The sequence below is a fragment of the Pannonibacter sp. SL95 genome (genome assembly GCF_026672425.1).
Lineage (GTDB): Bacteria > Pseudomonadota > Alphaproteobacteria > Rhizobiales > Stappiaceae > Pannonibacter.
Genome location: NZ_JAPPRC010000003.1, coordinates 935,360 through 949,870, shown reverse-complemented (window position 1 = coordinate 949,870; position 14,511 = coordinate 935,360). Strand labels below are relative to the sequence as shown.

At 65.2% G+C, this 14,511-nt stretch carries 13 protein-coding genes; 7 read left to right on the top strand and 6 right to left on the bottom strand.

Features of this window, described 5'->3' with window-relative positions; translation table 11 throughout:
- Nucleotide 1 precedes the first annotated feature (1 nt).
- Both OVA12_RS05010 and OVA12_RS05005 read right to left on the bottom strand, forming a co-directional pair.
- Entirely contained in the window at nt 2–541 is a 540-nt protein-coding gene (locus tag OVA12_RS05010) for a tripartite tricarboxylate transporter TctB family protein (protein WP_268135078.1), read from the bottom strand.
- Between the two features lie 78 nt (nt 542–619).
- Nucleotides 620–1,576 carry a tripartite tricarboxylate transporter substrate-binding protein gene (locus OVA12_RS05005; protein ID WP_268135076.1) on the bottom strand — a complete coding sequence of 319 codons (957 nt, stop codon included), beginning with the start codon at nt 1,574–1,576 and terminating at the stop codon, nt 620–622.
- Nucleotides 1,577–1,716: 140 nt separating this feature from the next.
- On the opposite strand from OVA12_RS05005, the gene OVA12_RS05000 reads away from it, so the two are divergent.
- Genes OVA12_RS05000 through OVA12_RS04985 form a run of 4 tightly spaced genes read left to right on the top strand, consistent with a single transcriptional unit; the run spans nt 1,717 to nt 5,809 of the window.
- Entirely contained in the window at nt 1,717–2,478 is a 762-nt protein-coding gene (locus OVA12_RS05000) for an IclR family transcriptional regulator (RefSeq protein WP_268135074.1), read from the top strand.
- A gap of 18 nt (nt 2,479–2,496) precedes the next feature.
- Nucleotides 2,497–3,771, top strand: a complete 1,275-nt coding sequence (locus tag OVA12_RS04995) for a Tm-1-like ATP-binding domain-containing protein (protein WP_268135072.1) — start codon at nt 2,497–2,499, stop codon at nt 3,769–3,771.
- Nucleotides 3,768–4,439, top strand: a complete 672-nt coding sequence (locus tag OVA12_RS04990) for an HAD family hydrolase (protein ID WP_268135070.1) — start codon at nt 3,768–3,770, stop codon at nt 4,437–4,439. The genes OVA12_RS04995 and OVA12_RS04990 overlap by 4 nt, the downstream gene beginning before the upstream one ends.
- A 20-nt stretch (nt 4,440–4,459) precedes the next feature.
- Nucleotides 4,460–5,809, top strand: coding sequence for an aspartate aminotransferase family protein (locus tag OVA12_RS04985; RefSeq protein WP_268135068.1), 1,350 nt, complete (start codon nt 4,460–4,462; stop codon nt 5,807–5,809).
- 44 nt (nt 5,810–5,853) lie between these two features.
- Here the strand turns inward: OVA12_RS04985 and OVA12_RS04980 are convergent, their stop codons facing one another.
- Nucleotides 5,854–7,074, bottom strand: a complete 1,221-nt coding sequence (locus OVA12_RS04980) for an MFS transporter (RefSeq protein ID WP_268135066.1) — start codon at nt 7,072–7,074, stop codon at nt 5,854–5,856.
- A 376-nt stretch (nt 7,075–7,450) separates the two neighbouring features.
- Here OVA12_RS04980 and nadA point away from each other — a divergent pair, with 376 nt between their 5' ends.
- The 3 genes from nadA to nadC all read left to right on the top strand — a co-directional run bounded on the left by nadA (nt 7,451) and on the right by nadC (nt 11,190).
- On the top strand, nt 7,451–8,536 hold the full coding sequence (gene nadA / locus OVA12_RS04975) for a quinolinate synthase NadA (protein ID WP_268135064.1): 1,086 nt from the start codon (nt 7,451–7,453) through the stop codon (nt 8,534–8,536).
- Between the two features lie 132 nt (nt 8,537–8,668).
- The gene (locus OVA12_RS04970) at nt 8,669–10,321 is read left to right on the top strand and encodes an L-aspartate oxidase (RefSeq protein WP_268135062.1); all 1,653 of its coding nucleotides are present in this window, start codon (nt 8,669–8,671) and stop codon (nt 10,319–10,321) included.
- On the top strand, nt 10,318–11,190 hold the full coding sequence (gene nadC, locus OVA12_RS04965; RefSeq protein ID WP_268135060.1) for a carboxylating nicotinate-nucleotide diphosphorylase: 873 nt from the start codon (nt 10,318–10,320) through the stop codon (nt 11,188–11,190). Before OVA12_RS04970 ends, nadC begins: the two co-directional genes overlap by 4 nt.
- 94 nt (nt 11,191–11,284) lie before the next feature.
- On the opposite strand, the gene OVA12_RS04960 is transcribed toward nadC, so the two are convergent.
- The 3 genes from OVA12_RS04960 to OVA12_RS04950 all read right to left on the bottom strand — a co-directional run bounded on the left by OVA12_RS04960 (nt 11,285) and on the right by OVA12_RS04950 (nt 14,419).
- Nucleotides 11,285–11,878, bottom strand: a complete 594-nt coding sequence (locus tag OVA12_RS04960; protein WP_268137014.1) for a HupE/UreJ family protein — start codon at nt 11,876–11,878, stop codon at nt 11,285–11,287.
- 315 nt (nt 11,879–12,193) lie between these two features.
- Entirely contained in the window at nt 12,194–13,576 is a 1,383-nt protein-coding gene (locus OVA12_RS04955; RefSeq protein ID WP_268135058.1) for a DEAD/DEAH box helicase, read from the bottom strand.
- A 492-nt stretch (nt 13,577–14,068) separates the two neighbouring features.
- Nucleotides 14,069–14,419: a chorismate mutase gene (locus OVA12_RS04950; protein ID WP_268135057.1), complete on the bottom strand. Its 351-nt coding sequence runs from the start codon at nt 14,417–14,419 to the stop codon at nt 14,069–14,071.
- Between the last annotated feature and the right edge of the window lie 92 nt (nt 14,420–14,511).

Genomic DNA, 14,511 nt, shown 5'->3' with positions numbered 1-14,511 from the left:
GTCAGAAATACGTGAGGAAAAAGGAGTTGAGCGGCTGAGGCAGCAGCTCGTAGAGCGCGCCGCCGGGGATCTTCACCGCCAGCAGGGTGCGGAAGAACAACACCACCCCAAGCCCGAAGGCTGCGGCAGTTCCCAGCGCAAGGGCGCTTCTGTAGCCGCAGCGCCAGGTCAGGCTGACGCAGAACAGCAGCGTTGCGGGCAGGTACCCAAGGAAGGGTACGCTGAAGACATAGGCCAGATACCAGGCCACGAATTCCAGGGACCGCACCCAAAGAAGCGCCTCGCGCCACCGGCCCGGCGTGCGACGGACCCGGTTGGTGGCGATGAGATGCAGCGTGCCGAACAGCATCATGCCGGCCAGACCGATAAACGGCCAGGTGCGCGGCTGCGCGGCCAGCCCCTTGCCGGGCAGCCACTGGGTCTGCCAGCCGATCTGCGCCAGAAGCAGAACTGACAGCCCCAGAAAGATCATGGCGAACAGCAGCTCGCCCGGTCGGCGCGCATTGGGGAAGACGTGAGGCGAGGTGTCGTCGGACTGCATGGTACCGCCGTCTGATGGAGATGCTGAAGACGTTTGGCGAGAAGTGGCCAGTGCGCGGGGTGCACCGGCCTTTTCCGCTTACTGGCCGAGAAGCGTGTTCACGCGCGAGACGACAGCCTTGTCCGCCTCGATCTGCGCGTCTGACGCAGCCGCATCCTTCCAGTAGAGAATGGCGCCGGTATCGGCGGAGAGCTTGCGGGCTCGCTCGGAAACCATGGTCTCCTTCGCCACGGCGGCAAGCTTGTCCTTCACATCCTGCGGCGTGCCTTTGGGCACGAACAGCCCGTTCCAGAGCGACAGTTTCAGCTCGGGCGCAACTGACGACAGCTGCGGCGCATCCGGGATCACGGGGATCGGGCTGTCGGTGATCGTCGCCAGGATCTGCACCTTGTCGAGGCAGGGGAGCAGCTGCTGCATCGTGGTGGTCACGACATCGAAGTCGCCCGAGGCCAGCGTGTTGCAGTCGAGCGCGTCATTGGCCGCTTCCGCGCCCCACTCGAAGCCCATCACCTTTGCCGCAGCCAGCGTTGCCTGGGTCGGCAGCAGGAACGATCCGAAGTGGCCGAGCGCGACGCTGTCACCCGTATCCTTCACGTGCTTGGCCAGGTGTGCCATCGTGTCGTAGGGCGCATCCTTCAGCGTGGCGATCACGAAGGGATAGGTCAGGAAAATGCCGACCGGCTCAAACGGATTGGGGTTGAGCGCCGGAATGCCGACCTCCGGCCCGATGACCGGAATGTCCACGACGAACGAGCCGACCGTGTAGCCATCCGCCTTGCCGCCCGCCACATCAACCGCGCCCGGGAACGGACCGCCATCGCTGGGCTTGTTGATGACCGCTGCCGCGACGCCGTACTTCGCCTGGAAGTCTTCCGCGATCATGCGCGTCAGCACGTCCTCCAGATCGCCGGGGGGAAAGGGCACCACGAAGCTGACCGGCTTTTCCGGATACTCGGCCTGTGCTGCGCCCGACATGCCAATCGGAGCTGTTGCTGTCACTGCTGCCGCCACAGCGGCGAGAAATGCCTTCTGCATGGTTCCGTCCTCTTCTGCTGTTCCCGGTGGCCTTTGGCCTTATCGGTTCATTATGTGAACCTTCATTTCAAATATAGACTTGCAAATGAATCCGGCTGCTGTCAAGTTAATTGCGATGTTATCGATCTGGGAGGATCACCGTGAGCACTGTGGGCAAGGCGCTGTCGCTCCTGAACCTGGTTGCCTCGCTCAGCGAGGACACAGGCCTGTCGGAGATCGCCCGGCTTGCGGTCCTCGACAAGGCTACCGCCCGCCGGATGCTGGTCGATCTTGAGGCGCACGGTTTCATCGAGCAGGACAAGGCAACCAAGCGCTACCGCATCGGCGCAGCCCCGGTTCGCCTCGCCCGGATCCGCGAAGCCCGGTTCCCGTTCCTGCGCACCGCCATTCCGGTGGTGAAGGCGCTCAACGAGGAAACAGAGGAAACCTGCCACCTCAGCGAGTTCTCCGGCCACGAGCTGTGGACCGTGCATGTGGAGACATCACCCCGCGCCAATCGCGTCATCGTCGATGTCGGCTCCTGCTATCCGCTGCATGCAACGGCGTCAGGCCTCGCCCTTCTTGCGTTTTTGCCCGAGGAGCAGCGCGAGGCGTTTCTGGCGCAGCCGCTGAAGGCCTTCACGCCGCACACCGTTACCGATCCCGAAGCATTGCGCGCGCGCATCAACGAGACGCGGGCGCGCGGCACCTCGGTCAGCCGGAATGGCCTCGAACCTGGGGTGATCAGCACTGCCGCGCCGGTCCTCTCACCGGATGGGTTGCCGGTCGGAACGATTTCCATCGCCGCGCCGGAAGTGCGTGTCGATGACGCGCGCCTCGCCGAGCTGAATTCGGCAGCGCAGGCTGCGGCCAGCCGCCTGTCCGCAGCGCTTTACGGACTGGACATCCGCCAAAAAAGATAACCAGAGGGACCTTGAACCATGACCAGAGGCGTACGACCGCCCGCGATCCTGCTTGTCGGCACCGGCGACACGAAGGCCGACGAGCTGACCTACATGGCCGAGAAGATCCAGGAGGCTGGGGGACGCCCGGTCATGATGGATGTCAGCGTGCTCGGTGACCCGCCGTATATTCCTGAACATGACAAGCATGCGGTCGCAGCGGCGGCAGAAACGACCATCGAAGCCATTGCCGCAAGTGGTGACGAGAACACCGCCATGTCCGCCATGGCCCTCGGCGCCTCCACTCTGGCGCGTCAGCTGCATGAGCGCGGCGAGATCGATGGCGCACTGATACTGGGCGGCACCATGGGCACTGACCTCGCCTTGGATGTGGCCCTTGCCCTGCCGCTCGGCGTGCCGAAGTTTGTCGTCTCCACCATTTCCTATTCGCATCTGGTGCCGCCGGAACGGGTCGCCGCTGACCTGATGATGATCCTCTGGGCCGGTGGGCTCTATGGTCTCAACGAGACCTGCCGCGCCGTGCTCTCGCAGGCTTGCGGCGCTGTAGTCGGCGCGGCCCGCAGCGCCCAGCGCCCGCTTCAGGCCCGCCCGGTCGTCGCCATGTCTTCACTTGGCAAGAGCTGCCTGTCCTACATGGTGCGCTTGCGCCCTGAACTGGAGAAACGCGGCTACGAGGTCGTGGTCTTCCACACCACCGGCATGGGCGGCCGCGCCCTTGAAGCGCTCGCCGCACAGAAGCGCTTTGCCGCCGTGCTCGACTTCAGCCTGCAGGAGGTGGCCAATCACCTCAACGGCTCCGTCGTGACCTCCGGCGCTGACCGGCTGGAAAGCGCCGGACTTGCCGGCATTCCGCAGATCGTCGCCCCCGGTGCCATCGACATGGTCGATTTTCCGACCTGGCAACCCGTTCCCGGCCAGTTCGCCGACCGCCCCTACCACGCCCACAACCGCCTGCTCGCCTCAGTCACAACCGGCCCCGATGGGCGGCGCGAAGTGGCGCGCGAAATCGGGCGCAAGCTGGCAAAGGCGACCGGACCCGTCACCTTTCTGCTGCCGAACGGTGGCATCCAGCAATGGGACCAGGAGGGCGAGCCGCTGCACGACCCCGAAAGCCTTGCCGCATTCCTCGACGAGATGCGCCGGACCGTTCCCGCCAATGCCGAGCTGGTCGAGATCGACGGACACATCAACAGCGCTGAATTCACCGACACCGCCCTCGCCCTTTTCGACCGCTGGGTCGCGGCAGGCCTCATCGAACCGGGTGCCCCGGCAGCAGAGGGAGCGGCGGCATGACGGCCCAGGCTCTTGTCCTCGACTTCGGCGGCGTGGTGACGCGGACACTGTTCGAGACCCATGACCTGACCGAGGCAGCGCTTGGCCTTGCGCCCGGTACCCTAACCTGGCGCGGACCGTTTGCGCCGGCAGAGGGATCTGAGACAGATGCGCTGTGGCAGGCGATGCAGCGCGACGAAGTTTCCGAACGCGACTACTGGATGACGCGCACCCGCGAGACCGGTGCCCTGCTGGGTGAGACCTGGACGAAGATGGAAACCTTTGTCCAGCGCGCCCGAGGGGCCGATCCTGAAGCCGTCATGCGGCCGGAAGCGCTGAAATCCATCGCCCTTGCCAAGGCGGCCGGCAAGCGGCTCGCGATCCTGTCGAACGAACTGGATCTCTTCTACGGCGCTGATTTCCGGCAGAAACTGCCGTTCCTCGCCGACTTCGAGGTGATCGTCGACGCGACCTACAGCGGCATTCTCAAGCCCGATCCCCGCGCCTATGCCGCCGTCACGGACGCGCTGCAGCTGCCGGCCGGCGACTGCGTCTTTGTCGATGACCAGCTTCGCAACATCCGCGGCGGCGAGGCGGCCGGCATGATCTGCGTGCACTTCGATGTCATCCGCCCTGACCAGTCCTACGCCGAGGCGCTCCGCCATCTCGGTCTTCCCTCCCCCTTCTGATCCTCCAAGAGGAGTGCGCCATGCGCGACATGAACTTCCTGACGGAAAACAACGCCCGCTCAATCTGGCATCCAATGGCCCATCCGGCCGAGATGCAGGCCAATCCACCCCGCGTCATCATGAAGGGTGAAGGCGTGACTGTAACCGACATCGACGGCCGGTCAGTGCTGGATGCGGTCGGCGGCCTGTGGAACGTCAACCTTGGCTATTCCAGCGATCCGGTGAAGGAGGCAATCGCCCGCCAGCTGGCAGAGCTGCCCTATTATTCCGGTTTCCGCGGCACCTCGACCGGCCCCTCGATCGAGCTGGCCTATGAGCTGGCGGAGTTCTTCGCCCCCGAAGGCATGGTGCGCAGCTTCTTCACCTCCGGCGGCTCGGATTCGGTGGAATCTGCCCTGCGTCTTGCCCGCCAGTACTGGAAGATCAAGGGCGAGGCCGACCGGACCAAGTTCCTGGCGCTGAAGAAGGGCTATCACGGCACCCATTTCGGTGGGGCCTCCGTCAACGGCAACGCCAATTTCCGCCGCAACTACGAGCCGCTGCTGCCGGGCTGCTTCCACATCCCCGCCCCCTGGACCTATCGCAATCCCTTTGACGAGACCGATCCGGCGAAGCTCGCCAAGCTTTGCATCCGCGCGCTGGAGGACGAGATCGCCTTCCAGGGCGGCGACACAATTGCCGCCTTCATCATGGAGCCGGTGCTGGGCGCGGGCGGCGTCATCGTCCCGCATGAGACATTCATGCCGATGCTGCGCGAGGTGCTCGACCGGCATGGCATCCTCTTGATCGCCGACGAGGTGGTCACCGGCTTCGGCCGCACAGGGGCCTGGTCGGGCTCGCGGCTGTGGGGCGTCAAGCCGGACATGATGACCATCGCCAAGGCCATAACCTCCGGCTACTTCCCGCTGGGCGCCACCCTGATCAGCCAGAAGGTCGCCGACGTCTTCGAGGCGGACCGCACCTCCTTCGGCGCCATCGGCCACGGCTACACCTATTCGGGTCATCCGGTCGGCTGCGCGGCAGGGCTCGCCGCCCTTGCCGAAACGAAGCGCCTGAACCTCGCCGGCAATGCCGCCGCACGGGGCGAGGAGCTGGCCGCCGTGCTGGCGGACCTCAAGGCACGCTTCGATGTGGTCGGCGACGTGCGCAGCAAGGGGCTGATGGCCGCGCTCGAACTGGTCAGCGACCGCGCCAGCAAGAAGCCCCTCGACAAGAAGGTGATGGCAGCCGTTGCCGACGGGGCCTACGAGGCGGGGATCATGATCCGCGTGTCGGGCAACAACATCATCCTGTCGCCCCCGCTGGTGATCACCTCTGCCGATGTCGCCACGATAGCGGACGGTCTGGCGGCCGGCCTGTCCAAGGCCTGACAATCCGGCCCTTCAGAGCCATCGCTCTGAAGGGCCTTTTGTTTTCATTCGCCGGGCTGCAACCGCGCCACCGGCTGTTCCTTGATCGGCCAGTGCACCACAGCAGCGAAAAGGCCAAGGGCGATGCCCATCCACCAGATCGCGTCATAGGAGCCGGTCTGGTCGTAGAGCCGCCCGCCGAGCCAGACGCCCAGGAATGAACCGATCTGGTGCGAGAAGAAAACAAAGCCGAACAGGGTCGCCATGTAGCGCGGCCCGAACATCACCGCGACCAGCCCTGACGTCGGCGGCACCGTGGACAACCACAGAAGCCCCATCACGCCGGCAAAGATCATCGCCGACAACGGCGAGGCCGGCACCATCAGGAACACCGCAATGGCAATCGCCCGGCCGAGATAGATCAGCGACAGGAAATGCGGCTTGGACCAGCGTCCACCGATGTAGCCCGAAGCGAGCGAGCCGGCGATGTTGCACAGGCCGATCAGCCCGATGGCATAGGCGCCCCAGCGCGCATCCAGCCCGAGATCGGCCAGGTAGGGCGGCAGATGCACGGTGATGAAGGCGACATGGAAGCCACAGACGAAAAAGCCCAGCGTCAGCAGGATATAGCCGCGCGTGTTGAAGGCCTCCGCAATTGCGTCGCCGAGCTTCTGATCGGCCGTCGTGCCGGAATAGGCGCCAACATCCGCTTTGCCACGCAGCGGGATCGCCAGCAGCGGCACCAGCGCCATCAACCCGGCAAAGACCAGCAACGTCGAATGCCAGCCCACGGTCTCGATGAGGCCGATGCCGAGCGGCGCAAACAGGAACTGGCCGAGCGAGCCGGACGCGGTGCCGACGCCAAAGGCGAGCGAGCGCTGCGCCGGCGACACCGACCGGGCAAAGGCGGCCAGGATCAGCGAGAAACTGGAAAAGGCAATGCCAAGCCCGATCAGCACACCGCCGGTGACATGCAGCATCACCGGGCCCTCGGCTTCCGCCATCAGCACCAGCCCGAGCGCATAGAGCACCGCGCCGGTGACAAGCGTCTTCCAGGTGCCGAACCGGTCGGCCATCATGCCGGCAATCGGCTGGCCTGCGCCCCACAGGAGGTTCTGGATCGCAATCGCCAATGCGAAGATCTCGCGGCTCCAGTCCCGGGCTTCGGTCATGGGCTGGAAGAACAGCCCCATCGCCGAGCGGGGTCCAAAGGACAACAGCGCGATGGCGCAACCGCAAACAATGATGAGCGGAACATTTGGCCGGGACCCGGTCGCAAGGTTCATTCAGTCAGCCCCTCCGGTGACGCGGTACCACACGGTACCTGGCCGTGACTATGGACGGACCAATCGGCTCGTAACAATGAAAGTTTGTGAAGCTCCAATCTGCGCCGTTGATGAACGGGACAGGGCCAAAAGGACGCGACTTTGCCAACTTACTTCACTTGCCGCTTCTTTCATTTCAACCCATTGAAAAGACGGCAAATTTCAAAAACTTGACCCAAAGCCCTCAGAAAGAGTGGATTTGCTGCCTGAAATGGCCTATATAAACTCACGTTGAGCAAAAGCGGATGAAGGGACCGATAAGTCCCGTTTTCTTTTGCCTCCTTTATGCTCAAACTGAGCATAAAAAGCTTGCCGGTCCAGCAGGGAGTTAGGTCCGATGGCTACCACGTTGATTTCGACCAGTTCCGCCTGCCAGGTGAAGCCCGCCGCCGACCTTGCGATCGACCGTCATGGTTCGGTCTCCCGTCCCGAGCTTGCCTATACCGAAGAAGTCGCCCGCGCGACGGCGCCGATCTATGAGAAGGTCAAGCACATCATCCCGGCCATCGAATGGCCGGCGCTGGCCCCGACGATCCACGCGATCAACGTGCTCAAGAAGCAGCGCAACGCAGTCATCCTTGCCCACAACTACATGACGCCGGACATCTTCCACGGCGTTGCCGACGTCGTCGGTGACAGCCTGCAGCTGGCGATCGAGGCAACCCGCGCGGATGCGGACGTGATCGTGCAGTGCGGCGTGCATTTCATGGCCGAGACGTCGAAGATCCTGAACCCGGCCAAGACCGTGCTGATCCCCGACATGCGCGCGGGCTGCTCGCTGGCGGAATCGGTGACGGCGGCGGATGTGCGCGCCCTGCGCGAGCGCAACCCGGGCATTCCGATCATCACCTATGTCAACACATCGGCCGCAGTGAAGGCCGAGTGCGACATCTGCTGCACCTCGTCCAACGCGGTTCAGGTCGTGGAAAGCCTCGGCGTACCCAAGGTGTTCCTGATCCCGGACAAGTATCTTGCCGCCAATGTCGGCCGCCAGACCGACGTCGAGGTCCTCACCTGGGATGGTGCCTGCGAGGTCCACGAGCGCTTCACAGCGCAGGAGCTGCGCGACTACCGCAAGATCGACCCGGAGGTGAAGATCATCGCCCATCCGGAATGCCCGCCGGAAGTGGTGGACGAAGCCGATTTTGCCGGATCGACCAAGCACATGATCGACTGGGTCAAGGCCAACAAGCCGGCCAAGGTGATGATGATCACCGAGTGCTCCATGGCGGACAACGTGGCCAGCGAAACGCCGGACGTGGATTTCATCCGCCCCTGCAACCTGTGCCCGCACATGAAGCGCATCACGCTGGCCAAGATCCTCGACGCCCTCGTCGAGATGAAGGAGGAGGTGACGGTCGACCCGGCGGTTGCCGCCCGCGCCCGTCTGGCCGTCGAGCGCATGATCAATCTGAAGATGTGACAGTCCCGACGGGCGAGGCCGCAAGCCTCGCCCGTTCTGCTTTCCCCTCCCGGCTGACCTGGCGCGCGCATTGCCCCGCCCAGCCTGAGCGGCTAGGCTTTGCCTCCGCAGTCCAGAAACGAAAGCCCTCCCATGGCAGTACGCAGCGACCAGTTTGTCCCGGCCCAGTCGGCCCGAGGCGTAGATGATGTTGTGATTCTTGGCGGCGGCCTCGCCGGCCTGTTCTGCGCGCTGAAACTGGCGCCGCGGCCGGTCACCATCATCTCCAACGCCCCGATTGGCGAAGGCGCGTCATCCGCCTGGGCCCAGGGTGGCATCGCCGCAGCCGTCTCCGAAGGCGACACCACAGAAGCCCACATGGCCGACACCATCGCGGTGGGCGGCGGCATCTGTCAGGACAAGATCGTCGCCATGATGACGGCGGAAGCGCCGCGCCGGGTGCGCGATCTCCTGAGCTATGGCGTTCCCTTCGACAAGGATCTGGAGGGACATCTCGCCGTCTCACGCGAGGCGGCCCATTCCGCCAGCCGCGTCGTGCGCGTGCGCGGTGACATGGCCGGACGGGCCATCATGGATGCCCTGGTCGCTGCCGTGCGCCAGACCCAGTCCATCCGCGTCATCGAGGGTTTTCTGGGCGAGAGCCTGATCACCGAGGGCAAGTTCGTCACCGGCGTCATGGCGCGTCGGCGCGGCGGTCTGGAGCGCCTTGCCTTCCAGGCGGCGGCTGTCGTGCTTGCCTCCGGTGGCATCGGCCATCTCTATGCGGTCACCACCAACCCGGGTGAAGCGAACGGCCATGGCATCGGCATGGCCGCACGCGCCGGTGCCGTGATTGCAGACGCCGAGTTCGTGCAGTTCCATCCGACGGCGCTGGATGTGGGCCGTGATCCGGCACCGCTCGCCACGGAAGCCCTGCGCGGCGAAGGCGCGACCCTGATCAACTCTGCCGGCGCCCGTTTCATGGAAGCGGTGCATCCGCTGATGGAACTCGCCCCGCGTGACATTGTCGCCCGTGCCATTTTCCGCGAGCGTGCTGCCGGCCGCGGTGCGTTTCTGGATTGCCGCACGGCCATTGGCGCGAAGTTTGCCGAGCACTTCCCCACCGTCCATGCGGCCTGCATTGCCGCCGGGATCGACCCGGCCACCGATCCGATCCCGATCGCGCCGGCCGAGCACTACCACATGGGCGGCGTGCTGACCGACGCCAACGGCCGCACCTCGCTGGACGGCCTCTGGGCTGCCGGTGAAGTCGCCTGCACCGGTGCGCATGGCGCGAACCGGCTGGCCTCGAACTCCTTGCTGGAAGCCGTCGTCTTTGCCGCACGCATTGCCGAGGACATCCAGGGCCTGATGCCGACCCCGCGCACCGCGTATTGGGAAGCACTGGATGACGAACCGGGCCTGCCCAGCCAGCGCAACCAGGAGGAACGCGCCGCGATCTCCATCCTGCGTCAGACCATGAGCGATCTGGTTGGTGTCGAGCGCGACGCCGACGGCCTCACCAAGGCACTTGCCCGCATTGCCGCCGCCGAGACGCGCGTGCAGCGCACCTCGATCCGCAACATGATGATCGCCGGCAAGATCGTGGCTGCCGCTGCCCTGCAACGCAAGGAAAGCCGCGGCGCGCACTATCGCACAGACGCAAGGGAGACCGATCCCGCCCAGGCCCAGCGCAGCTATCTGACGCTCGATCAGGTCAACGCCGCTGCAGCCAAGGCGAGCGTCGCCCACCCGAACGCGCTGCAGGGCGTCACCAGCGCCGCAACGGCGGGAGAAACCCAATGACCGCTCCCCTGCCCGAACTGCCGCAGCTGATGATCGATGACGCGGTTCACGCGGCCCTGCTGGAAGACTGGGGCCGCGCCGGCGACATCACGAGCCAGGCAACCATCGGTGCCGGCGTCACCGCGCGCGCCGTGATTGCCGCACGCAAGCCCGGCGCACTGGCCGGGATGCGGCTCGCCGAAACCGCCTTCCGTCTTACATCACCCGATCTGAAGGTGGAGGTGCTGAAGACCGACGGCGCGCGCCTCTCACCGAAAGACGTTGTCGCGCGGATCGAGGGACCGGCGCGGGCGCTGCTGTCCGCCGAACGTGTAGCGCTCAACTATCTGGGCCATCTCTCCGGCATCGCCAGCGCCACCGCGCGCTTTGCCGAGGCGATTGCCCACACAAAGGCGAAGATCGTCTGCACCCGCAAGACGACGCCGGGCCTGCGTGCCTTCGAGAAATATGCCGTGCGCTGTGGCGGCGGCATGAACCACCGCTTCGGCCTCGATGATGCAATCCTGATCAAGGACAATCACATCGCCGTTGCGGGCGGCGTCACGGCCGCCATCACGGCGGCCAAGGCCTTTGCCGGGCATCTGGTGAAGATCGAAGTGGAGGTCGACACGCTTGATCAGCTGCGCGAGGCCATTCCCGCCGCGCCTGATGTGATCATGCTCGACAACATGAGCCCGGACCGCCTCGCAGAGGCCGTTGCCATCGTCCGGGCGGCTGTCGGCGACAGGATCAAGCTGGAAGCCTCCGGCGGCATCGAGTTGGACACCGTCCGCGCGGTCGCCGAAACGGGCGTCGATCTCATTTCCTCAGGCTGGATCACCCATTCAGCCCCGGTGCTCGACCTCGGCCTCGACATCGAAATCGGCTGACACCGCCAAGCGCGGCGACACGTCCCTGCGCTGACAACATCAAACCGTTCCTGAGGGCAGCTGGCGGCCACCAGCCGCCCGCAGGACCGCGTTGTCAGCCGGCCAAAATGCCAATACCTGCCACTGCGACAACCGCGCCGAGGGTTCGCGATACAAGAGCGCCGGTGCGGCTTTCGGTTCCCAGCACGGCCCCGATGGCCCAGCCAAGCGCGAGGCCACTGGCATGCAGCAGCGCGGTGGCCAGCACAAAGCCGAGCGCATAGCCGAGTTCCCCGGCCGATCCGATCTCCCCGCCATGGGCATGACCGTGGAAGAAGGCGAACACCGCGACAATAGCGGCGCTGGGAACGACCGGCAGACGCACGGCCATAGCCACGATCAGACCGAGAGCAACGACCGAGGCGGCGATCACCGGCTCGACAAAGGGCAGCGGCATGCCAATCACGGCGGCGGCAAAGCCCAGCACCATGGTGCCTACAAAAGCAGCAGGAATGATCCAGATCGCGCGGCCGCCACTGCTAAAGGCCCAGAGGCCAACCGCAACCATCACCAGCACATGATCGAGCCCGAAGACCGGATGGGTGAAGCCAGCGGCAAACGAGCCATGCGCCAGCGGATCAAGGTGAGCGTGAGCTGGAAGGCTCAGGGCAAGCAGGGCAAAGGCGGACATCGCAAGGCGCGGAAACATCATTCAATCCCTCATCTGACGGCAGCAGCGGTAGAGCGCGCATGTCGGGATTGTTTCCGCTTCGACCAGCAAGGCCAAGCTCAAAGCGTTCGCAGACTTCGACCCGGAGTGCACAAAATGAAGGCGGCGGACCGATCTGCAGGGTCGCAAGGTGCGGCCGGAGAGCTTTTCGCCGGGACAACGTCAGCCGCCCCGGCGAAACATCAATTCATTCAGCCGTTGCGGCGGCCGGACCCGTCGCGGTGCGAGCGGGACTGCACTTCTGCAGCGATCTGCGCCGGACCACCCGACTGGGGCTTGCGGCTGCTCTGGCCGTTACGGGCCGGGCGCTTGTCGCCATGGGCTTAGCTGGCCACCACGGGCGTGCGGCTGCGGGCGGCCCTGGCCACCCTCGCTGCGGCCACCTTCGAAGCGGCCTTCGCCGGAGCGGCCACCGGGCTTGCCCTGGCCATTGCGGCCCTGGGACTGACCCTGGGACTGGCCCTGACGCTGGCCACCGCCTGCACCACGCCCCTGGCCCTGACCCTGGCGGCCACGCGGCGGACGGGGAGCGGCAAATCGGCCTTCCGGCGGAGCTTCACCGCTGGCAACCGGGATCTTGAGGCCCGTCAGCTTCTCGATGTCGCGCAGCAGACCAATTTCATCCGGTGCACAGAAGGCAATAGCATCGCCATCAGCGCCGGCGCGTGCCGTCCGGCCGATCCGGTGGACGTAGCTTTCCGGCACATCCGGCAGGTCGAGGTTATAGACGTGGCTGACGCCCGGAATGTCGATGCCGCGCGCGGCCACGTCGGTGGCAACCAGAATGCGCGTCTCGCCGGACTTCAGTTCCTTGATGGCGCGGTCACGCTGGTTCTGGCTCTTGTTGCCATGGATAGCATTGGCCTTCAGACCAGCCGCCTCGATCTTGCGCACAACCTTGTCGGCACCATGCTTGGTGCGGGCAAAGACCAGCGACAGATCCTGCGGCCGTTCACTGAGGCAGGCGATCAGCTTGTCGATCTTCTCCGCCTGCGACACGAAATGGACGCACTGGGTGACCTTGTCAGCCGTGCGGCCGGCCGGAGCCACTTCCACGCGGATCGGATCATTGAGATAGGAACGCGACAGTTCCTCGATCTGCTTCGGCATGGTGGCCGAGAACAGCAGGGTCTGGCGCTTCTTCGGGATTAGCGTCGCGATGCGGCGCAGGGCATGGATGAAGCCGAGGTCCAGCATCTGGTCGGCTTCGTCGAGCACGAGATACTCGACCCCGTCCAGACGCAGGGCATTGCGCTCGATCAGGTCGATCAGGCGGCCCGGCGTTGCAACGAGGACGTCGCAGCCCCGCGCCATGCGCTTGATCTGCGGGCCCATCGAGACGCCACCCATGATGGTGGTCACCTGCAGCGGCGAGCCCTTGACGAAGGTGATGAGGTTCTGTGCGATCTGGTTCACCAGTTCGCGGGTCGGGGCCAGGATCAGCGCGCGGGTGCCGCGCGGCGCGGCCGGAACCGGGCGCGCCATCAGGCGCTCGATCAGCGGCAGACCGAAGGCAGCGGTCTTGCCGGTGCCGGTCTGGGCCAGACCCATCAGGTCATTGCCGGCCAGCACATGCGGAATGGCCGCCTGCTGGATCGGGGTCGGAGTGGTGTAGCCAGCAGCGGCAACGGACTTCAGAAGAGCGGACGAGAGCCCGAGGGTAGCAAAATCAGTCAAGAAATGTCCTTCACATGCGGCATGGCCTGAACAGCCATGCACGCAGGGGCAGGCGGCGAGACGTCTCGCACCAGCCCGAATGCGGTTGCGGTTCAAGGTCTTGAGGCGGACCTCATTGTCCGCCGGTCCTCAGAACCGTCAGAACCCCGCGTGACATGGGAACCAGGGAAGAAACGCCGGGACAGACCGTCCTGCGGCGAGCGATGGTCCTCGTTGCAATCAATCTCCGCTGCCAGCTGCCGGATCGCCCAACGTCAGTCCTGAAGGGACCGGGGCCATCGTGCCGGTTTCAGCCCGGACGCGGCTTCTGGCCGCGTTGCCCAGGGAATGCCAGGGCGGGCGCATGGAGATTGGCACGGGTCGCTCACGCGGCGACCGGACCACATCCGCCCCCGTGTATCTGCCTTGTGCGCTGCAATGTCAAGCACGGGACTGTCCGGCCTTGCCCGGCCGATCAGGCCTAACCCCGCGCCAGCGCAGCAACAATGCGCCTCAGGCCGGCGCCCGGTCACTCAATGGTAGCCCGGTCCGTGCTGAAATGGTGCGTTGCTCGTAGGCGACATTCCAGTCGATCAGCACCTGCCAGACCGCCTCGACCTGGTCCGGCTCAAGCCCGAGGACTTCGGCCCGCGCCCGCAACTCAGCCAGCATGGTGTCGATTCGGTGCTGGTCATAGGCCTCGTCCGGGTGCTGCTTGATCTCGGCCATGCGGCGGACATAGGTCTGCCGTTCAGCAAACAGATGCAGCAAGGCGCGGTCGAGCCGGTCGATCTCGTGCCGGATATGCGCCTTCTCCGTGCAATCCGCTGCCACGCGCAGCCGCCTGTCCGCTTCGTCCGTCACACCATCGCCTCGCCGTTCATTGCGGTCCCGGCTGCGGTAACGGCATGGGGTGTGCCGGTCAAGCGCCGCATCGTCGCAATGCGGCGCAGCGA

What these genes read in the sequence shown, in the direction of transcription:
- OVA12_RS05010 (WP_268135078.1), bottom strand. Translation starts at nt 541, where the DNA reads ATGCAGTCCGACGACACCTCGCCTCACGTCTTCCCCAATGCGCGCCGA.
- OVA12_RS05005 (WP_268135076.1), bottom strand. Translation starts at nt 1,576, where the DNA reads ATGCAGAAGGCATTTCTCGCCGCTGTGGCGGCAGCAGTGACAGCAACA.
- OVA12_RS04995 (WP_268135072.1), top strand. Translation starts at nt 2,497, where the DNA reads ATGACCAGAGGCGTACGACCGCCCGCGATCCTGCTTGTCGGCACCGGC.
- OVA12_RS04990 (WP_268135070.1), top strand. Translation starts at nt 3,768, where the DNA reads ATGACGGCCCAGGCTCTTGTCCTCGACTTCGGCGGCGTGGTGACGCGG.
- OVA12_RS04985 (WP_268135068.1), top strand. Translation starts at nt 4,460, where the DNA reads ATGCGCGACATGAACTTCCTGACGGAAAACAACGCCCGCTCAATCTGG.
- OVA12_RS04980 (WP_268135066.1), bottom strand. Translation starts at nt 7,074, where the DNA reads ATGAACCTTGCGACCGGGTCCCGGCCAAATGTTCCGCTCATCATTGTT.
- nadA (WP_268135064.1), top strand. Translation starts at nt 7,451, where the DNA reads ATGGCTACCACGTTGATTTCGACCAGTTCCGCCTGCCAGGTGAAGCCC.
- OVA12_RS04970 (WP_268135062.1), top strand. Translation starts at nt 8,669, where the DNA reads ATGGCAGTACGCAGCGACCAGTTTGTCCCGGCCCAGTCGGCCCGAGGC.
- nadC (WP_268135060.1), top strand. Translation starts at nt 10,318, where the DNA reads ATGACCGCTCCCCTGCCCGAACTGCCGCAGCTGATGATCGATGACGCG.
- OVA12_RS04960 (WP_268137014.1), bottom strand. Translation starts at nt 11,878, where the DNA reads ATGTTTCCGCGCCTTGCGATGTCCGCCTTTGCCCTGCTTGCCCTGAGC.